Origin of the sequence: Kitasatospora acidiphila (genome assembly GCF_006636205.1) — a bacterium.
In the GTDB taxonomy this organism is placed as follows: Bacteria; Actinomycetota; Actinomycetes; order Streptomycetales; family Streptomycetaceae; genus Kitasatospora; species Kitasatospora acidiphila.
Genome location: NZ_VIGB01000003.1, coordinates 6,576,274 through 6,595,526, shown reverse-complemented (window position 1 = coordinate 6,595,526; position 19,253 = coordinate 6,576,274). Strand labels below are relative to the sequence as shown.

Below are 19,253 nucleotides of genomic sequence, written 5' to 3'. Positions count from 1 at the left end.
GACACCGCAGCCGATGCGCGCCGAGCGCAAGCCGCATACCTCAGCCGTAACGCTGCGTAACATTCGGGCAATGCACCTCCGGCCGTCGAGTACCCCGCTCCTCCCTCGACCACTCCCCCGGCACGGCGTCATGTCCGCATTGCGGACAGCGGTGCCCGGTCGACTCACGGCGGACATGATCGTCCGGCCATCGGACGGATCGTCTACTGCCTCTTATTTTTTGCGACTTGAGTGATCTTGTAACGGTCCGCATGATTCGGCCCGGCTTGAGCCACAGCCGATTGATCACGATTCGAGACGTCGGGCATGTGTCTCTCATAACAGAAGAATCACAGCAGTAGCACAGGCCTGCCCCCGTCGGCCGGGGAGCTCTAGAGTCACGGCCAGTCACCGCCAGCCTTTGAAGGGGACCACTCGTGCGCCATCGTTCACTGCTCGTCCTCAGCATCGCCCTGACCGGCGCCCTCACCGTCACCGCCTGCGGCTCGCGCGGCGGCAGCAAGAGCGGTGGTGACACGTCGGGCAACGGCCTCACTGTCACCATCGGGGTGGACGCCCCGCTGTCCGGTCAGAACTCCGCAACCGGCCTCGGCATCCAGTACGGCGTGCAGATCGCCGTCGACGACGCCAACAAGAACAAGACCGTCCCCGGTGTGACCTTCAAGGTCAAGGCACTGGACGACCAGGCGCAGCCGACCATCGGCCAGCAGAACGCCACCGCGCTGGTCGGCGACAGCAGCGTGCTCGGCGTCGTCGGCCCGCTCAACTCCGGTGTGGCGCAGTCGATGCAGCAGGTCTTCGCGACCGCCAACCTGGTGGAGATCTCGCCGTCCAACACCAACCCGGCGCTCACCCAGGGCCCCAACTGGGCCAAGAACGACAAGAAGCGCCAGTTCCCGACCTACTTCCGCACCGCCACCACCGACGCGCTGCAGGGCGCCTTCGCCGCGCAGTACGCCAGCGGTCCCGCGGGCAAGAAGAAGGCCTTCGTGGTGGACGACAAGCAGACCTACGGCGCCGGCCTGGCCGGCATCTTCCAGGACTCCTTCACCAAGGACGGCGGCCAGGTGGTCGGCACCGACCACGTCAACACCGGCGACAAGGACTTCTCCGCCCTGGTCACCAAGATCAAGTCGTCCGGCGCCGACCTGCTCTACTACGGCGGCCAGTACGACGAGTCCGAGCTGATCACCAAGCAGCTCAAGGCGGCCGGCGACAACATCCCGCTGATGGGCGGCGACGGCATGTACTCCCAGACGTACATCACCACCGCCGGCACCGGCGCCGAAGGCGACCTGGTCACCTCGGTCGGTGTGCCGGTGAACAGCCTGGACAGCGCCAAGGACTTCATCGCCAAGTACAAGGCCGCCGGCTACCCCGGCGACTACGACACCTACGGCGGCTACTCCTACGACGCGGCCACCGCCATCATCAAGGCCGTCGGCCAGACCGTCAGCCAGAACAGCGGCAAGCTGCCCGCGGACGCCCGCAACCAGGTCGTCAAGGGCGTGCAGGGCGCCGACTTCAACGGCATCGCCGGCCACGTCTCCTTCGACCAGTACGGCGACACCACCAACAAGCAGCTGACCGTCTACCAGGTCAAGAGCGGCCAGTGGGCGGCGGTCAAGACCGGCACCTACAGCGGCTGACCCACAGCTCCGGCACCGGGGCCGCCCACGCCACCCCGCGCGGGCGGCCCCTCGTCCCTTCATCCACCCGAGACGCCACCACAGCGACATGGAGGCCGCGGTGCACACCCTGCCGCAACAACTCGCCAACGGCCTTTTCCTTGGCGCGACTTACGGGCTCATCGCCATCGGCTACACGATGGTGTACGGCATCGTGCAGCTCATCAACTTCGCCCACGGCGAGATCTTCATGACCGGTGGCTTCGGCGCCCTCACCGTCTATCTCGCACTACCCCACGGCACCAGCCTCTGGCTCGCCCTGCCGCTGATGCTGATCGGCGGCGCCATCACATCGGTGCTGATCGCCCTCGGTGCCGAGCGGTTCGCCTACCGCCCGCTGCGCACCGCGCCCCGGCTGGCCCCGCTGATCGCCGCCATCGGCCTGTCACTCGGCCTGCAGCAGGCCGTGCACAACCTCTACCCCAAGGCCACCAGCCCCCGGGTCTTCCCGCAACTGCAGGCCGGGCCATGGAACCTGGGCAGCATCCACATCCAGTCCGGTGACCTGTTCACCATCGTCGCCGCCCCCATCTGCATGATCATCCTTGCCGTCTTCGTGCAGAAGTCCCGCACCGGGCGCGCCATGCAGGCCACCGCCCAGGACCCGGACACCGCCCAGCTGATGGGCATCGACACCAACCGGATCATCGCCGCCGCGTTCGCCATCGGCGCCCTGTTCGCCGCCGTCGCCGCCGTCTGCTACGGCCTGCGCTACGGCGAAGTCGACTACAGCATGGGCTTCCAGGCCGGCCTCAAGGCCTTCACCGCGGCCGTGCTCGGCGGGATCGGCAACATCTACGGCGCGATGCTCGGCGGCCTGGTGCTCGGCCTGGCCGAGGCCATGGCCACCGCCTACATCTCCGACATCCCCGGCATGCACCAGCTGGGCGGCGGCAGTTGGGCCTCGGTCTGGGCCTTCGTGCTGCTCATCCTGGTCCTGCTGCTGCGGCCGCAAGGGCTACTCGGCGAACGCGTAGCGGACCGGGCCTGAGGCCGAAGGAGAACCAGAGATGACCACCAACACCGCATCCGGCAGCCGCCTGTCCGACCTCCCGCGCAGCACCGCCGGCGCCATCGCCGGCCTGCTGGCCCGCCTCGAAGGCACCGTCCCCGCACCTGTGGCCCGCGCCCTGGTGGCCGGCGGAGCCGTCCTCACCGCCGCCTCGGCCTTCCTCGACTGGACCTGGACCGAACGCTTCCCCGGCAACCTCACCGTCATCGGCTACCCCGGCGGCCTGCAGTGGCTCACCGTCGCCACCGGGCTCCTGCTGCTCCTCCAGGCCCTCGCCGCCTACGGCGTGCCCGGCCTCAAGGTGCTCGCACCCACCGGCCACACCGGCCCGCTGCGCGGCCTGGCCCTCACCGCCTTCGCCACCACCTGGTTCACCCTGATCGCCATCTGCTACGAACTGGGCGGCCTGGTCAACCTCACCATCGGAGGCGTGATCGCCGGACTCGCCGTGCTCCCGGCCCTGTTCGGGGCGCTCGCGCTGCCCACCGACCGCCGGCCCGCACCGCCCGTGGCCGACACCAACCCCTGGGTGGAACGCGCCGCGATCGTCGTCACCGCCGCCATCGGCCTGGGCGTCTTCACCTACGCGATCGACACCGACTACGGCGAGCTGTTCGTCGGCTTCCTGATCGCCGCCGGCTGCGCGGCGGGCAGCTACGCCCGCTCCGGTGCCACCCAGCGGCTCTCCCAACTCCTCGGCCGGCACCGCCCGTTCGCCTCGGCCGCCGCCTTCGTCGCGGCCGCGCTGTTCCCGCTCACCCAGAGCAACGACCACAACGCCAACGTCGGCGTCAACATCCTGATCTTCGCCACCGTGGCGCTCGGCCTGAACATCGTGGTCGGCCTCACCGGCCTGCTCGACCTCGGCTACGTGGCCTTCCTCGGCGTCGGCGCCTACACGGCCGCCCTGGTCTCCGGGTCGCAGTTCTCCACCATCCACACCCAATTCCCGTTCTGGGCGGCCGCGTTGCTCGGCGGAGCGGTCTCGCTGGTGTTCGGCGTGCTGATCGGCGCCCCCACCCTGCGACTGCGCGGCGACTACCTGGCCATCGTCACCATCGGCTTCGGTGAGATCTTCCACATCACCGTACAGAACCTTGACGGATCGTCAGGACCCAAGCTGACCAACGGACCCAACGGCATCCCGCAGATCCCCGACATCAACCTCTTCGGCATCAACCTCGGCAACGTCCACCACATCGGCCACACCTCGATCACCATCGGACGGTTCGCCAACTACTTCTACCTGATGCTGATCGTCACCCTGATCGTGGTGGCCGTCTTCAGCCGGGCCGGCAACTCCCGGATCGGGCGCGCCTGGATCGCCATCCGCGAGGACGAGACCGCCGCCGAGGCCATGGGCATCAACGGGTTCCGCACCAAGCTGATCGCCTTCGCGCTCGGCGCCACCCTGGCCGGACTCGCCGGCACCGTCAGCGCCCACGTCACCTACAACGTGGTCCCCGACCCCTACGTCTTCGCCGGCTCCGCCCCGCCCAACTCCGCCTTCCTGCTGGCCGCCGTGGTCCTCGGCGGCATGGGCACCGTCACCGGCCCGCTGCTCGGCGCCGCCCTGCTCTACCTGATCCCGGACAAGCTCGTCTTCCTGCAGAACTACCAACTGCTCGCCTTCGGCGTCGCCCTGGTCCTGCTGATGCGCTTCCGCCCGAGGGCATCATCGCCAACCGCCGCCGCCAGGCCGAGTTCCACGACACCGACCTGCCCGCCCAGGGCACCGCCACCGACACCGTCGGCCTCAGCAAGGCAGGGGCGTGACCCATGAGCACCGGTAGCACCCCGCTCCTCGACGCCCGCGGCGTCACCATGCGCTTCGGCGGCCTCACCGCCGTCAACAACGTCGACCTGACCGTCCGCGAAGGCGAGATCATCGGGCTGATCGGCCCCAACGGCGCCGGCAAGACCACCTTCTTCAACTGCCTCACCGGGCTCTACGTCCCCACCGAGGGCACCGTCAGCTACCGCGACCGGGTACTGCCGCCCAAGCCGCACCTGGTCACCCAGGCCGGCATCGCCCGCACCTTCCAGAACATCCGGTTGTTCGCCAACATGACCGTGCTGGAGAACGTCCTGGTCGGCCGGCACACCCGCACCAAGGAGGGCCTGCTCGCGGCCCTGATCCGCGGCCCCGGCTACCGCCGCTCCGAGGCGGACAACCGCGAAAGGGCCATGGCCCTCCTGGAGTTCACCGGCCTCGCCGACAAGGCCGACCACCTGGCCCGCAACCTGCCCTACGGCGAGCAGCGGAAACTGGAGATCGCCCGCGCCCTGGCCAGCGAACCCGGACTGCTGCTGCTCGACGAACCCACCGCCGGCATGAACCCCCAGGAGACCAGGGCCGCCGAGGAGTTGGTCTTCGCCATCCGCGACCGCGGGATCGCCATCCTGGTCATCGAGCACGACATGCGGTTCATCTTCAACCTCTGCGACCGCACCGCCGTGCTGGTGCAGGGCCAGAAGATCGTCGAGGGCGACCGGGAGACCGTGCAGAACGACGAACGGGTCATCACCGCCTACCTCGGCGAGCCCCTCGAGCAGCCGACCGCCGGGCAGCCACCTGCCGGGCAGCCGACCGCCGAGCAACCCGCAGGCGCTCAAGCCACGGACGCACAGCCCACGGACGCACAATCCACGGAGCCCTCCGCATGACCACCGCACTCCTCGAGGTCGAGGACCTCCGCGTCGCCTACGGCAAGATCGAAGCCGTCAAGGGCATCAGCTTCACCGTCGCCCAGGGCTCGGTCACCACCCTGATCGGCACCAACGGCGCCGGCAAGACCACCACCCTGCGCACCCTCTCCGGCCTGCTCCGCCCCACCGCGGGCAGCATCCGATTCGACGGGCAGGCCCTCGGCGGCATCCCCGCCCACCGGATCGTCTCGCTCGGACTGGCCCACTCCCCCGAGGGCCGGCACATCTTCCCGCGCATGACCATCGAGGAGAACCTGCTGCTCGGCGCGTTCCTGCGCAAGGACCAGGCCGGCATCACCGAGGACATCGAACGCGCCTACACGCTCTTCCCGATCCTCGGCGAACGCCGGAAGCAGGCCGCCGGCACCCTCTCCGGCGGTGAGCAGCAGATGCTCGCCATGGGCAGGGCGCTGATGTCCCGCCCCAAGCTGCTCATGCTCGACGAGCCCTCCATGGCCTGTCCCCGCTCATGATGCAGAAGATCATGGCGACCATCGTGGAGCTCAAGTCCGCCGGCACCACCGTCCTGCTGGTCGAGCAGAACGCGCAGGCCGCGCTCTCGCTCTCCGACCAGGGCTATGTGATGCAGACCGGCCGGATCGTGCTCAGCGGCACGGGCGCGGCGCTGCTGCAGGACGAGTCGGTGCGCAAGTCGTACCTCGGGGAGGACTGAGAACCGTCGGCCGGCCGGCGCTCCCGCGCCGACCGGCCGACAACTCCCGCTCCTGCTACTGCTGTTCGTCGGCCTTCTTGCGGTCCTGGGCCGCGCCCTCCTCGATCACGGCCTCGGCCACCGCGGCCATCGTCATCCGCCGGTCCATCGAGGTCTTCTGGATCCACCGGAACGCGTCCGGCTCGCTCAGCCCGAACTTGGTCTGCAGCACGCTCTTCGCCCGGTCCACCAGCTTGCGCGTCTCCAACCGCTTGGTCAGATCCGCGACCTCGCCCTCCAGCGCCCGCATCTCGGTGTAGCGCGAGACCGCCATCTCGATAGCCGGCACCAGGTCGCTCTTGGAGAACGGCTTGACGATGTACGCCATCGCCCCCGCATCCCGCGCCCGCTCCACCAGCTCCCGCTGCGAGAAGGCGGTCAGCATCAGCACCGGAGCCAGGTGCGCCTCATGGATCCGCTCGGCCGCCGAGAGCCCGTCCAGAACCGGCATCTTCACATCGAAGATCGCCAGATCCGGCCGCAGCTCCTCCACCAGCCGCACCGCCGTCTCCCCGTCGCCGGCCTCGCCGACCACGGTGTAGCCCTCCTCCTCCAGCATCTCCTTGAGGTCGAGCCGGATCAGCGCCTCGTCCTCCGCGATCACAATCCGGGTGATCTGGGACGAATCGGTCTCCAGCGCCTGGGGCTGCTCGTCGGCGGTGCTCACGTGACTCCTCGTTCCGGGCCGGGGGTGCATGCACGAGGGTACCGAGACACGGTATGTTTGGATCGCACAGGGTCAAGGGAAACCTTCGATTCTGAGGATGCCTCGGTAGTCCAGCGGAAGAGACACGGTGCTCAAACCACCGACAGCGTGGGTTCGAATCCCACCCGGGGCACTTTTCCTTTAATTCCCGAGTGCGAGGAGTTCACTGCCTCGGGTGATTTTCGATCATTCCCGAGAATCGTGGGCCGACATCGCTCCACACTGGTCCCATGACCAATCGCTCGGTCCGGGATGAGGCCGTTCTGCTTCTCCGCGGCGGCGTCAAGAATGCCGAAGTCGCACGTCGGCTCGCCGTGCCGTACGGCACGGTCGGCTCATGGAAGCACGGTGACCGAGCAAAGCGCGGCGAGCTTCCCGGGCGCAAGCGTTCGACCTGCCCCGTCTGCCACGGAGACCAACTCAACGAGCGTGCTTATGCGTACCTGCTCGGTCTCTACCTGGGTGGCGGCCACATCCTCCGTCCCAAGCAGCAGCGGACTTATCACCTGACCATCACCTGCGACAACAAGTGGCCGGGCATCATCGAGGCGGTCGAACAAGCAGTTCGGGAAGTCCTTCCGAACAACACGCCCTGCCGAGTCCGTCGATCTGGCTGCCAGGACGTCAAGGTCTATTCGCAGCACCTCCCCTGCCTCTTCCCCCAGCACGGCCGGGCCCCAAGCACGAGCGCGATGTCTCACTCATCCCTTGGCAGCAAGCCATCGTGGACTCCCATCCCTGGGGCCTGCTCCGCGGCCTGATCCACGCGGATGGCTGCCGGATCGTCAACTGGGCCACCTGCACCACCAACGGCATCACCCGGTGCCACGAGTACCCGCGCTACTTCCTCACCAACAAGTCCCCCGACATCCTGCGCCTGTTCACCGCGACCCTCGATGCCGTCGGCGTCCTGTGGAAGGCCCGCGACCGCCCCACGGGCAGCACAGACATCTCCATCGCCCACCGCGACTCCGTGGCCCTGCTGGACCGCCACATCGACCCCAAGTACTGATCCAGCCGGAGTCCCGGCCCGGACCCTCGTGGCCTCGTACTCCACACCCGCTCCAGCACGGCCAAGAATCTCCTGCCGCAGCTGCTTCCACGGCACGTGCGCGGTCCGGTTGTTCTCACTCACAATCGCCAGTGAAGCGCCCTGTCGTCGCGCGCACTCTGGTCTCCCTCCGGCGCCACCCCGACGAGTGACGTCCCGCACCCGATCCCGCATCACCGCATCTCCACCCCCAGCAATCCCCCAGCCTGTGCCGACTCCCCACCCGCAAAGTGAGGATGTCGTGTGCAGGGCAGACGGTTCGTCACCATGCGCCCGTTTTAGGCACCCGCGCGGCTTGCCACCGCCCAAGGGGCGACCTACCTTCTGGCCTCATGCCGCAGCCGCTCCTCTCCGTCGTCGTTCCCGCCTATGACCAGCAGGGACAGCTGGCCGAGTGCCTGGATTCGATCCTCGACCAGTCCTTCGGGGGGTTCGAGGTGATCGTGGTGGCGGACCGGTCGGCGCAGTCGCCGGCGGCGGTCGCGCAGACGGCGGACGACCGGGTGTCGGTGCTGCGGTTGAACGCGGCGGTCGGGGTGGGGCGGGCGCGGAACGCGGGGGCGGCGCGGGCGCAGGGGCGGTACCTGCTGTTCCTGGACGCCGACCACCTGGTGACGCCGGGGGCGTTCCTGACCCTGGCCGACCGGCTGCGCGCGGAGCCGGAGGCCGAGGTGGTGCTGTTCGGGCACACCCGGCTGCACCGGGAGCGGGTCTGGCCGGGTGCGGCGCAGGCGGTGCTCGGCGGGCTGGGGGCGGCGGCGTTCACGCCAGTGGAGCGCCCGGAGGTGTTCGGGGTGCCCGCGCAGGCCTGGGACCGGTTGATCAGCCGCGAGCTGTGGATGGATGCCCAGCTGGCGTTCCCGGACGGGCGCTACGAGGAGATATCGGTGGTGCACCAGGCGCTGCTGCGGGCCCGCCGGGCGGTGGCGCTGGCGGATGAACTGGTGCAGTTGCGGCGCCGCCAGACGGTGCATCCGACCGCTTCTCCGGGGGCCAGCGAGTTCGACCTCTTCGACCAGTACGAGCGCAGTTTCGAGTTGCTGAACGGGCTGTCGCTGACCGCGGCGGACCTGGTGCGCCCGTTCCTGTTCCGGCGGATGGTCCAGCACTACCTGTTCGTGCTGGACCTGGCGGGTTGTGTCAGCCGGGCCGAGCGGCCGCAGTTCTTCCATCGGGCGGCCGAGCACTACCGCCGGCTGCTGCCCGAGGGGTTCCGCCGCCCGGGCGGCCGGGAGGGCGTGAAGTTCTCGCTGCTGGCCGGCGGTTCGTACAGCGCCTTCGAGGTGGCGAAGCTGACCCAGATAGCCCGCACCGCGGTGACCGGCCGAAACGCGTCCTGACCACGGCCCGGGGCAGTGCTCCGCACCCGCCCCGGGCAGCTCGCCCAGTTCCCCTACTGACCAACGCGGTGCATCCGCACCCGGTTGGTGAAGCGTGCCAGGTCGGTCGGCCCGCTCGCTGCCCGCTCAAGCCGCTTTGACCGGCAGACGGCACCAGGTCTCCTTACCGAGCGCGCCGAGAGGGCGGACGCCCCACGCCTCGGTGAGCTGGTCGACGAGGAGGAGGCCTCGGCCCCCCTCACGTGTGCAGGCATCCTCGATGACCGGGAGGCTGTGGGCGGCGGCGTCGGCGACCCCGATGTGGAGGCGGTCGCCGCACAGGCGCCAGGCGACGGCGGCGGTCTCGCCGCCGTGCAGCAGCGAGTTTCCGACGAGCTCGGAAAGCACCAGGCAGGCGTCGTCGGAGGCCAGGCCGTGAGCGGTGAGGTGGTCACGCAGGCGGTGGCGGGCCGTTCGCAAGGTGGATCGCACGACGAGCGCGAGCAGGCCGCCTTCGCCGGTGGCGTCGGCCTGGTGGTCAACGGTCGCGGTGGGCATGGGAACAAGACGCATGTGCTGCTCCAGTGGTGGTGGATCGCCCCCTGTGGGTGTGGTAGCCCGCCCCGGTCGGTCGCCGTGCACGGGGCGGCGACCGGGGCGGGCGGCCCGCGCGGCTGCTTCCCCAAGCTCGGTCACGCGGGAGTCGGTGTGGTGGTGATTGGTCCCACCCGCCGGCGACGGGGGGCGCCTGCGGGCGGGACCGGGGTTCCGCCGCGCGTCAACGCCCATTGCGCGAGGCGGGGTTGGACCCCTCCCACGCCACCGGCGAGGGGCCGGACCCGCAGAGACGCCCTGCCCTGCGGGAGTCTGCCGACCGTTAGGCGTCGCTGTGGACCCCGGTCACGATCTCGGTGTGCAGCTGCTTCATCAGGCGGAGCGTGGCATCCACCTCGGGGGCGGTGGCGCCGGTGCGCCCGGTCACCTGGCGGTCCAGGGTGCGCCCGAGGGAGCGCAGCTCGGACAGGGCGGCGGCCTGGGCGGGTGACAAGGGCGGGGTGGGGTTGCTCATGACGACGTCCTTTCACTGCAAGGAGGTTGGGGGGCCGGTATCTATGCCGTGCGGTCTTCAACTTGTGAGAATTAGTCACATGTTCGAACTCGGCGGGATCGCCATCCTGATCACACGCTCCGCCGTCCGAGTGAACGAAGGCCTGATCGGACTGCTGGCTCGGGCAGCCCCGTGCGCGCGATCTCCCACCAAATCGGCGGTCAATCAAGCGAGTTGAGAAATATCTGTGGTCGGCAGGCCGACACGCCGCAGCACGAAATTGATCCCTCTCCGTAGTTGTTCCGCTACCGAGGACAACCACTGTCCCGTAGGGTCGGAGCAGCTTCAACTTGTCAGAAATGAAGGGGGATTGGATCTTGAATCGCTTGGAACTCGATCCGACCAGGTCTCCGCGCGCCGCCTTCGGTGCCGAGCTTCGGCGGGCACGCGAGGAGCGAGGCTGGACCCAGGATGAGGCGGCCGTACGGTTGGGGTACTCGGGGACACATATCTCGGCCGTGGAAACTGGCAGGAAGCCTCCAACTCCCCGTTTTGCCCGGAGAGTTGACGAGGTTTTTGGCACGGGAACCAAGTTCCGGGACATGCTCTGGGACATCCGTCGAACGTCACTGCTGCGAGGCTTCCCGGAGTACCTGGAGCACGAGGCGAGGGCGGTCGAGCTGCGGCTCTTCGAGCTGGGCGTCATTTACGGCTCGCTGCAGACAACGGAGTATGCAGTGGCGCTCGCAACCGGGGCGGTTCGCCGGGGCAGCATCACCCAGGCACAGGCCGACGAGCGCCTCGCGGTGCTTGCGCAGCGACAGGCCCGGATCACCGCCCAGCCGGCCCCTTTGGTGCATACGGTGCTGGACGAGAGCTGCATCCGTCGAGTGGTTGGCGGTCCTACCGTGATGGCCAAACAGCTGGACCACCTGCTCGCCTTCGCCGATTTGCCTAACACGGTCTTCCAGGTGGCCCCGTACGACATAGGGGAAGCGCGCAGCCTTAGCCTCCCGGTCAGTCTGCTGACCATGCCGGACCGGTCCGTGGCCGCCTACGCGGAGTCGGCGCTGCGAGGACAGTTCGAGCGGGAAACGGACACCGTGCTACCGCTACTGACGGCCTATCATCAGCTGCAAGCGGAAGCGTTGTCACAGGCAGCGTCCGTAGCGCTCGTATGCAAGGTACGAAGGGAACTCCGTTGACCAACCCCGAGTGGTTCAAGTCCAGCTACAGCGACAACGGCGGCCAGTGCGTCGAGGTCGCCGCCAACCTCCCCGGCGTCATCCCCGTCCGCGACTCCAAGGACCCCGAGGGCCCATCCCTCACCTTCACCCCCACCGGCTTCGCCGCCTTCGTCGCGGGCCTCAAGGACGGCGACTTCGCCGCCTGACGAACTCCCCACGACACCAAGCCCCTGTGCGATCGCCCAACGATTCAGCAGGGGCTTCGTGTTGCTCAAGACGTTCGATGCAGACAGCGCTGAAGGGCAACTCGTCAGGTGAGCCGTGACGCGCTTGAGTCGCGCTTGTCCGGTGAACGCCAGGACATCGCGGGGTCAAGGTCCGTCGGCGCCCTCGGCAAGCGGGTTCAACCTGAGTGGCTGGTCACCGCGCGTACCGGCCCGTAGGTGAGCACCTGGCACGATTCGGTGAAGCACGCGCAGCACGCATGCTGCTGCTTGCCGACATCATGCCGCCGTCGCGGGGAGGAGCCGAGCATGAAGCCAGCGCCGACACCTGACGATCCGGACGCGTGGTACGCGTACCTGGCTGAGGGGAACGCCAAGCAGGCCAGGAAGCGGGCGGCGGCTGATGTGATCATCAGGGACGCAGAAGGGAGGGTCCTGGTCGTGAACCCGGTGTACAAGAAGGGTTGGGACCTTCCCGGCGGCATGGTCGAGGCGAATGAAGCGCCGGAGGAGGCAGCGCGGCGGGAGCTGCGGGAGGAACTTGGGCTCGATGTCGTGCTGCGGGGTCTGCTCGTGGTGGACTGGGTGCCGCCACACGGCCCTTGGGACGACCAGCTGGCGTTCATATTCGACGGCGGCCGGATTAGCGCCGAGGCTGTCGCCGGGCTCCGGCCCCACGACGCCGAGTTGTCGGAGGTCGCCATGCTGCCCGCTGAACACGTTCGCGGCCGCCTGCGGACCCGCCTCCAGAACCGCTATGACGCCGCACTCCTGGCACTGGCGGATGGACATGCGCGCTACCTCAGTGATGGCCGGCCTGTCCTGATGCGCTGGGACGACTGACACGGCTCGCCCGGATTGCATCGCTGTGATCGCCTGGAGCCCCGCCGTCCTCCTTCCGGAGTGACCGGGCTCCGTCGCGTTCAGTGCAGCAAGAGTCGGCAGCCGGGAGGTGCCTGTCCGTGTCGACCTGGCCGGTTGCGTCAGCCGGGGCGAGCGGCCGCAGTTCTTCCACCGGGCGGCCGAGCACTACCGCCGGCTGCTGCCCGAGGGGTTCCGCCGCCCGGGCGGCCGGGAGGGCGTGAAGTTCTCGCTGCTGGCCGGCGGTTCTACAGCGCCTTCGAGGTGGCGAAGCTGACCCAGATAGCCCGCACCGCGGTGGTCGGCCGCACCTCCTCGTAACCGCAGGCCGTTTCCCCGGCCCCGCACCCGTCGTTGCTCTGATCGCGTGGCCGAGTGGTCAGTGGTCGAAGGACGGAACGGTGGCGGGCCGATGGCGGCTGAACGGCGGGTTGGCACCCTGGTCTCCTCGGCGGCCTTCGCGGTCCGGCTGGCCTGGCTGGCCGACCGGCGGGCCCTGGTCCACGTGGTGCTGGTGCAGGTGCTGCTGGCGGGCGCGATGGCCGGTGGGCTGGTGCTGGTGCAGGGGGCGCTGGGGTCGGTGCTGGCGCACGGTCCGGGGGCGGCGGGGAGGTCGCCGGGCCTGGTGCCCGCCGTGGTGGTGCTGCTGGTGGCGGGGGGCGCGTTCGGTGCCCTGCGGCTGTCGGGGGCGGCGCGGATGGCGGTGCTGACGGTCAAGGTGGACCGCCTGGTGGCGGGGATGGTGCTGGAGGCCGCGGTGGCGGCCGAGTTGCCGCGCTTCGAGGAGCCGGATTTCCACGATCGGCTGCAGCGGGCGGTCTTCGCCTCGCGCCGCCAGCCGGCCATGGCCGTCGTCCTGCTGGTCACCGCGTTCCAGGCGGTCCTGACGGTGCTGGCGGTGGGCGGTGCGTTCGTGGTCATGGCGTGGTGGCTGCTGCCGCTGGTGCTGGTCAGCGCGGTGCCGACAGTCAGGGCGGCGGGTCGGGAGCGCAGCGCCCACCACGAGCTGCACCACGGACTGTCGGAGAGCCGGCGGCTTCGGGAGTACCTGGAGCGGCTGCTCACCGGGCGCGGCGAGGCCAGGGAGATCCGGGCGCTGGATCTGGGCGAGGTCCTGACCGGGCGCTGGCAGGCGGAGTACGCGCGGGAGGTCCGCGACACCGAGGCGCTGCTGACGGCGCACGCCCGGCGCCGGATGGCGGCCCAGGCGGTCGGGGCGGTGCTGACCTGTCTGGCGGTCGGGTGCCTGTGGTGGGCGGCCGGCCGTCGTCTGCTGCCGCTGTCGGTGGCCGGGGCGGCGGTGGCGGGCGTGTGGCTGCTGTCGGCGCGGCTCAACACCTTCGCGGGCATGCTCTCCGGCATCGGCGAGAACCTGCTGCGCCTGACCGATCTGCGGAGCTTCACGGCTCCGGCGGTCGCGCGGGTGGTCACGCCTCGCCAACCGCAGGACCCGGCAGCCGAGTTCGGCACGTTGAGCGCCGAGCGGCTGTGCTTCGGCTATCCCGGCGCGGACGGCCCGGCGGTGCGGGAGGTGAGCCTGGAGCTGCGGCCCGGGCAGGTGGTGGCCCTGGTCGGGGTGAACGGTTCGGGCAAGTCGACGCTCGCCAATCTGCTGGCGGGGCTGTATCCGCCGGACAGCGGGCGGCTGCTGCTGGGCGGCACGGCGGTCACGGACCTCGCGGCGCATCGCGAGCGGACGGCGGTGGTCTTCCAGGACTTCACCCGCTACCGGCTCGCGGCGCTGGACAACATCGCCTTCGGCCGTCCGCATGCCGCCGCCGACCTGGATCGCGTGCACGAGGCGGCGCGGCAGGCCGGGGCGCTGGACTTCCTCAGGGGGCTCCCGGGCGGCCTGCTGACGCCGTTGGGCAAGGAGTTCACCGGGGGCGCGGACCTGTCCGGCGGGCAGTGGCAGCGGCTGGCGCTGGCCCGCGCCTTCTACCGCGATGCCCCGCTGGTCATCCTGGACGAGCCCACGGCGGCGCTCGATGCCCAGGCCGAGGACCAACTCTTCTCGCAGCTGCGGCAGTTGTTCGCGGGCCGCACGGTGGTGCTGATCTCCCACCGGCTGCGCAGCGTTCGGCAGGCCGACCGGATCTACGTGCTGGCGGGCGGCCGGGTGGTCGAGGAGGGCAGCCATGGGGAGTTGCTGCGGGCGGGCGCCCACTACGCGACCCTGTTCCGCGCCCAGGCCGACGCGTACCAGGACGCCGACTTCTCGTGAGTAACCATCATCACGCTTTCCTCACAGGCGAGTTGACTTCTCAGTAACCCGCTTCACCCGGGTGGGCGATCGACCTGGCCAGCGGCCGTCCAGCAGACTGTACGTATGCTCACTTACGTGGAAGAGGCGCGCATTGACGCGCCCGACGCTGACCTGATCGCTGCGATCGAGGAGGTCTTCACCGACTCCTTCATCGCCCCCACCGCCTGCCGGATCCAAGGAGAAGGCTGCACGGGGAGCGTGGGCTGCTGCCCAGGCCTCGTGTGCGTGTCGCAGAACGGCTTCAGCGGCTTCTGTCAGCAGCCGTAGATGAAGTTGCTACCCGGGGTGGTCGTGGCCGAGTTGGGCAGCGGCGGCGTCCTGCTGGACACCGGCAGACCCGCCGCGGCCTTCCTCAGCCCGACCGCCCTGGGCTGGCTCCGCGGCCGGCCCCCGCTGCCGAACACCGCGCCCAGCACGAGAGCTGCTTCTCCCAGTGGCGCGCCGCCGGCTTCGTCACCCGAGGCGATGAGCCCAGCACCCCCGCCGCCCAGGACGACCTGGAGGCGGCCGCCGCCGATTGCGCCACCCTGGTGCCGCATCAGGTGCTCGTGGTGGCGATGGCAGCCGGCTGCGCCTTCTGCACCCAGCTGGGCGCCGACCTGGCGGCAAACGCCCACAGCCTGACGCAGCTTGACGCCTCGGTACTCCTGGTCGACACCGAAGACGCCGCCGACATCGCCGACATCGCCGGCGCCAGCGCCGCCACCGACCACACCAGGCTCCTCGGCCGCCCGGTCGCCACCCCGCGCGCGAGCACCTCACCCGCCTCGGCCGGCGCGCCGCGAGCCGGGGCACCCCCACCGCCGTGCACCTCGCGCCCGGCCGACCGCCCCGGATCCGCACCGGCTTCGACGAGGTCAGCCGCGCCCTGGTCGCGCTCAGCGGCGCCGATCCTGGCGCCACCACCGTTGAGGCGCCGACCAGTTGCTCGGTCAGCGTGGCCGCCGAGCCGGTCGACGCGGTCCTCACCGCCCGGGTCGCCGGCACCCGCCTGGGCATCGCGGTGCGTGGCGCCGAGGCCCGCCGGATCGCCGAAGCCGCCGCCGGCGGCGTCCTCGACCACGGCTACACGCCGGTCACCCTCACCGTGGACCGCCCGGGCACCCTCCACCTGCTGTTCCGCGGCGGCGAGCTGCTGGCCCGCGCCCGCACCCCCGAGGCCCTGCACCAGGCCCTGGCGGCCGTGCTGGCCGGCTACGCCCGCCAGGCGGCCGCGCCCCAGGGCGACATCGCGCTGCTGTGCGGTGCGGCCGTGCGCGAGGGCGGGCAGGCGGTGCTCTTCCCCCGCAGCTGGATGTCCGACCTGGTCAAACGCGCCCGGCAACTGGAGCGGGCCGGCTGGCGGTTGCGGCCCGAGCCCTACACCACGCTGCGGGCCGCCCCCGAGGCCCTGCAGCTGCCCGGCCAACCGGGCGCCGCGGTCACCGCGGTGCTGACCCAGCCGCCCCAGACGGGCGCCGCGCCGACCAGGGCCTGGCTGCTGGCGTCGATCGTCAACTGGATCGCCCGCCCGGCCGCCGGGGACGCCGTCCACGCGCTGGCCGCCGCTCTGCGGCCGCTGCCCGTGCACACCGGCAGCTGGGAGGAGGCCGTGGCGCATCTGACGGGCCGCTAGCGGGTGTTGGGGCAGTGCGCGGCGCACTGCCCCAACACCTTTTGCCGTTCGGTCAGTTGTCCAACTCGCCCACGTGGTGCACCCGCACCAGGTTGGTGGAGCCGGCCACACCGGGCGGGGAGCCGGCGGTGATGATCACGATGTCGCCGCGCTGGCAGCGCCCCAGGCTGAGCAGTTGGGCGTCGACCTGGGCGACCATCTCATCGGTGGTGGGCACGAACGGGCCGAGGAAGGTCTCCACGCCCCAGGTGAGTGCCAACTGGCTGCGCACCGCCTGCTCGTAGGTGAAGGCGAGCACCGGGATCGGGCTGCGGTAGCGGGTCAGCCGGCGGGCGGTGTCGCCGGACTGGGTGAAGGCGATCAGGTACTTGGCGTGCAGGAAGTCCCCGATCTCGGCGGCCGCCCGGGCCACCGCGCCGCCCTGGGTGCGCGGCTTGGTGCCGGTGGTCAGCGGCGGCAGGCCGGCGGCCAGCACGTCGTCCTCGACCGCCTCGATGATCCGGCCCATGGTCTTGACGGTCTCGATGGGGTACTTGCCGACCGAGGTCTCCCCGGAGAGCATCACGGCGTCGGTGCCGTCGAGCACGGCGTTGGCCACGTCGGAGGCCTCGGCGCGGGTGGGCCGGGAGGCGTTGATCATCGAGTCGAGCATCTGGGTGGCGACGATGACCGGCTTGGCGTTCCGCCTGGCGAGCTTGATGGCCTGCTTCTGGACCAGCGGGACCTGTTCCAGCGGCATTTCCACGCCCAGGTCGCCGCGGGCCACCATGATGCCGTCGAAGGCGGCCACGATGCCGTCCAGGGCGTCCACGGCCTGCGGCTTCTCCACCTTGGCGATGACCGGGAGGAAGCGCCCCTCCTCGGCCATCACGCTGTGCACATCCTCGATGTCCTTGCCGCTGCGGACGAACGAGAGGGCGATCAGGTCGGCGCCGGTCCGCAGGGCCCAGCGCAGGTCGGCGACGTCCTTGTCGCTGAGCGCGGGCACCGAGACGGCGACTCCGGGCAGGTTGAGGCCCTTGTGGTCGGAGACCAGGCCCCCTTCGATGACGAGGCAGCGGACCCGCGGCCCGTCCACCTGGGTGACCTCCAGGCTGACCCGGCCGTCGTCGACCAGGATCCGCTCGCCGCGGCCGACGTCCGCGGCGAGGCCCTTGTAGGTGGTGCCGCAGCTGAAGCGGTCGCCGGGGACGTCCTCCACGGTGATGGTGAACTCATCGCCACGTTCGAGGAGTACCGGCCCCTCGGCGAAGGTGTCGAGTCGGATCTTCGGGCCTTGAAGATCGACCAGGATGCCGACACTTCGGCCGGCCTCGTCGGCGGCCTTGCGGACCCTGCGGTACCGCTCCTCGTGTTCGGCGTGGGAGCCGTGGCTCAGATTGAGTCGGGCGATGTCCATCCCGGCGTCGACCAGGGCCTTGATCTGGTCGTACGAATCCGTGGCGGGCCCGAGTGTGCAGACGATTTTTGCTCGGCGCATGGTTCCGAGAGTATGCACTACCCGCGCGTAACAACCACGTTCCGACGGTCGGTCACATGACCGAACCTGAAAGCTTCGTTGAACTTTCTGACGAATGGTAAGTTCCGTTTCCGCCAGCCGGAATTGAGCGTGCGAGCAGGGGCGTCCGATGCGGATCCGTGAAGGGCTGTTCACCTCCGGTTCACCGCCGGTACGGGCGCCGCTCGGCGCCCGGCGGGACGCTCTGGGTCCGACAACCGGCCGTGGGCCGACGGACCTTGGGGGAGCCGATGCGTCGGCAGCAGTTGGTGGGGATCCTGGTGGCGTTCGCCCTGGTGGCCGCCGTGGCCGCCATCGTGATCACCAAGACCTGCTGCGGATCGTCGCCGACGCCTGCCGCGCAGACCACCGTCACCGGGTTGATCGGCTCCGAGAAGGCGGACTTCTTCGCCAGCCCCGAGGTGCAGCGGGCCTTCAGCAAGCTCGGCCTCACCGTCAGCGTGCAGCATGCCGGATCCTGGCAGATGAAGAACGAACTCAAGGGCGGCAGCTACGACTTCGCCATCCCGGCCAGCTCGGTGGCAGCCGACTCGATCCCCACCGCGATCACCACCACCAAGGTGCGGCCGTTCTACTCCCCGCTGGTGGTGCTGACCACGCCCGATGTGGCCGCCTTCATGAAGCAGAACGGGCTGGCCTCCCAGAAGGACAAGGTGTGGGTGATGGACATGCAGGCCTACTGGGCGGCCGCGTCCGCCGGCACGGCCTGGACCGGCCTGCCGCGCCAGGAGAACCGGCCGGCCGGCCTGTCCGGCCAGATCTACATCGCCACCACCGATCCGCGCAGCTCCTCCTCGGCCTCGCTCTACCTGGCGCTGATGTCCTACCTGGGCAACGGCCAGAAGGTGGTGGCCAGTCAGAGCGACATCGACCGGGTCGGACCGGCTCTGCAGAAGCTGATGGGCTACCAGGGCGCCATGCTGTCCAGTAGTGACCAGTTGTTCCGCGACTTCGTGGCCGGCACCGAACGCCCGCTCAGCTGGACATACGAGTCCGAGGTCGCCGAGCAGGCACTGGCCGGCACCCTGCCGGCCGGCAGCACCGTCATCTATCCGGACTACGACATCCAGAGTGACCACACCGTCGTGGAGTTGACGGCCAAGGCGGCCCGGGTCTCCGCCGCGCTGGCGACCGACCCCGACCTGGTCAAGCTGGAGGCGCGGTTCGGCTTCCGCCCGGAGAGCGACCCGGGCCTGCTCGCCAAGGACCTGCAGCAGAAGGACAACCAGCAGTTCCCGGCCGACCTGAAGTCGCTGGGCACCTCCCAGCCACCGCCCCCGACCAGCGATCTGCTGCAGCAGCTGGTCAACCGCGCCGTCCCCAGCGGCCAGTGATG

General features: G+C 69.9%; 19 protein-coding genes, 1 tRNA gene and 3 pseudogenes. 18 read left to right on the top strand and 5 right to left on the bottom strand.

The genetic code is table 11. The annotated features are described in order from the left end of the window. Positions 1–416 precede the first annotated feature (416 nt). The 5 genes and pseudogenes from E6W39_RS31190 to E6W39_RS31170 all read left to right on the top strand — a co-directional run bounded on the left by E6W39_RS31190 (position 417) and on the right by E6W39_RS31170 (position 6,082). Positions 417–1,649 (top strand): branched-chain amino acid ABC transporter substrate-binding protein, encoded by a 1,233-nt coding sequence (locus E6W39_RS31190; protein ID WP_141636333.1) that lies wholly within the window; start codon positions 417–419, stop codon positions 1,647–1,649. A gap of 100 nt (positions 1,650–1,749) precedes the next feature. Continuing rightward, positions 1,750–2,679, top strand: a complete 930-nt coding sequence (locus tag E6W39_RS31185) for a branched-chain amino acid ABC transporter permease (RefSeq protein ID WP_141638051.1) — start codon at positions 1,750–1,752, stop codon at positions 2,677–2,679. Positions 2,680–2,698: 19 nt separating this feature from the next. Further along, a pseudogene (locus E6W39_RS31180) lies at positions 2,699–4,476 on the top strand (branched-chain amino acid ABC transporter permease). A gap of 3 nt (positions 4,477–4,479) precedes the next feature. Then, positions 4,480–5,367: an ABC transporter ATP-binding protein gene (locus E6W39_RS31175; protein WP_141636332.1), complete on the top strand. Its 888-nt coding sequence runs from the start codon at positions 4,480–4,482 to the stop codon at positions 5,365–5,367. Further along, a pseudogene (locus E6W39_RS31170) lies at positions 5,364–6,082 on the top strand (ABC transporter ATP-binding protein). Before E6W39_RS31175 ends, E6W39_RS31170 begins: the two are co-directional and overlap by 4 nt. A gap of 55 nt (positions 6,083–6,137) precedes the next feature. Here E6W39_RS31170 and E6W39_RS31165 read toward each other — a convergent pair. Beyond that, on the bottom strand, positions 6,138–6,788 hold the full coding sequence (locus tag E6W39_RS31165; protein ID WP_141636331.1) for an ANTAR domain-containing response regulator: 651 nt from the start codon (positions 6,786–6,788) through the stop codon (positions 6,138–6,140). Positions 6,789–6,887: 99 nt separating this feature from the next. Between E6W39_RS31165 and E6W39_RS31160 the strand changes: the two genes are divergently transcribed. The 4 genes from E6W39_RS31160 to E6W39_RS31150 all read left to right on the top strand — a co-directional run bounded on the left by E6W39_RS31160 (position 6,888) and on the right by E6W39_RS31150 (position 9,218). Further along, positions 6,888–6,960: transfer RNA gene (locus tag E6W39_RS31160), tRNA-Leu, on the top strand. A gap of 97 nt (positions 6,961–7,057) precedes the next feature. Further along, a complete protein-coding gene (locus E6W39_RS31155) occupies positions 7,058–7,588 on the top strand; it encodes a hypothetical protein (RefSeq protein WP_323809111.1) in 531 nt (176 codons plus the stop codon). Further along, positions 7,552–7,839: a hypothetical protein gene (locus tag E6W39_RS43760; RefSeq protein ID WP_323809110.1), complete on the top strand. Its 288-nt coding sequence runs from the start codon at positions 7,552–7,554 to the stop codon at positions 7,837–7,839. Before E6W39_RS31155 ends, E6W39_RS43760 begins: the two co-directional genes overlap by 37 nt. A 371-nt stretch (positions 7,840–8,210) precedes the next feature. Further along, positions 8,211–9,218, top strand: coding sequence for a glycosyltransferase family A protein (locus E6W39_RS31150; protein ID WP_181799518.1), 1,008 nt, complete (start codon positions 8,211–8,213; stop codon positions 9,216–9,218). A gap of 126 nt (positions 9,219–9,344) precedes the next feature. On the opposite strand, the gene E6W39_RS31145 is transcribed toward E6W39_RS31150, so the two are convergent. After that, positions 9,345–9,755 (bottom strand): ATP-binding protein, encoded by a 411-nt coding sequence (locus tag E6W39_RS31145; protein WP_141636329.1) that lies wholly within the window; start codon positions 9,753–9,755, stop codon positions 9,345–9,347. A 319-nt stretch (positions 9,756–10,074) separates the two neighbouring features. After that, complete coding sequence (locus E6W39_RS31140; protein ID WP_141636328.1) at positions 10,075–10,266, bottom strand: hypothetical protein; 192 nt, start codon at positions 10,264–10,266, stop codon at positions 10,075–10,077. 338 nt (positions 10,267–10,604) lie between these two features. Here E6W39_RS31140 and E6W39_RS43755 point away from each other — a divergent pair. The 7 genes and pseudogenes from E6W39_RS43755 to E6W39_RS31110 all read left to right on the top strand — a co-directional run. Continuing rightward, positions 10,605–10,820 (top strand): annotated as a pseudogene (locus E6W39_RS43755) (helix-turn-helix domain-containing protein); the annotation flags it as partial. 27 nt (positions 10,821–10,847) lie between these two features. Beyond that, positions 10,848–11,450 (top strand): DUF5753 domain-containing protein, encoded by a 603-nt coding sequence (locus E6W39_RS31135; protein WP_323809165.1) that lies wholly within the window; start codon positions 10,848–10,850, stop codon positions 11,448–11,450. Continuing rightward, positions 11,423–11,638: a DUF397 domain-containing protein gene (locus E6W39_RS31130; protein WP_141636327.1), complete on the top strand. Its 216-nt coding sequence runs from the start codon at positions 11,423–11,425 to the stop codon at positions 11,636–11,638. Before E6W39_RS31135 ends, E6W39_RS31130 begins: the two co-directional genes overlap by 28 nt. 327 nt (positions 11,639–11,965) lie before the next feature. After that, positions 11,966–12,499, top strand: coding sequence for an NUDIX domain-containing protein (locus E6W39_RS31125; RefSeq protein ID WP_141636326.1), 534 nt, complete (start codon positions 11,966–11,968; stop codon positions 12,497–12,499). A gap of 109 nt (positions 12,500–12,608) precedes the next feature. Beyond that, complete coding sequence (locus E6W39_RS39860; protein ID WP_181799517.1) at positions 12,609–12,794, top strand: hypothetical protein; 186 nt, start codon at positions 12,609–12,611, stop codon at positions 12,792–12,794. A 135-nt stretch (positions 12,795–12,929) separates the two neighbouring features. Continuing rightward, entirely contained in the window at positions 12,930–14,741 is a 1,812-nt protein-coding gene (locus E6W39_RS43185) for an ABC transporter ATP-binding protein (RefSeq protein WP_141636325.1), read from the top strand. 105 nt (positions 14,742–14,846) lie between these two features. After that, entirely contained in the window at positions 14,847–15,050 is a 204-nt protein-coding gene (locus tag E6W39_RS31110) for a hypothetical protein (RefSeq protein ID WP_141636324.1), read from the top strand. On the opposite strand, the gene E6W39_RS31105 is transcribed toward E6W39_RS31110, so the two are convergent. Then, complete coding sequence (locus E6W39_RS31105; protein WP_141636323.1) at positions 15,038–15,496, bottom strand: hypothetical protein; 459 nt, start codon at positions 15,494–15,496, stop codon at positions 15,038–15,040. The genes E6W39_RS31110 and E6W39_RS31105 overlap by 13 nt on opposite strands. Positions 15,497–15,588: 92 nt before the next feature. Here E6W39_RS31105 and E6W39_RS39855 point away from each other — a divergent pair, with 92 nt between their 5' ends. Beyond that, a complete protein-coding gene (locus tag E6W39_RS39855) occupies positions 15,589–16,398 on the top strand; it encodes a hypothetical protein (protein WP_181799516.1) in 810 nt (269 codons plus the stop codon). A 52-nt stretch (positions 16,399–16,450) separates the two neighbouring features. Here E6W39_RS39855 and pyk read toward each other — a convergent pair whose 3' ends face one another. Beyond that, positions 16,451–17,878, bottom strand: a complete 1,428-nt coding sequence (gene pyk / locus E6W39_RS31095; RefSeq protein ID WP_141636322.1) for a pyruvate kinase — start codon at positions 17,876–17,878, stop codon at positions 16,451–16,453. 269 nt (positions 17,879–18,147) lie between these two features. Between pyk and E6W39_RS31090 the strand changes: the two genes are divergently transcribed. After that, entirely contained in the window at positions 18,148–19,251 is a 1,104-nt protein-coding gene (locus E6W39_RS31090) for a hypothetical protein (protein WP_141636321.1), read from the top strand. The last annotated feature ends 2 nt before the right edge of the window (positions 19,252–19,253 follow it).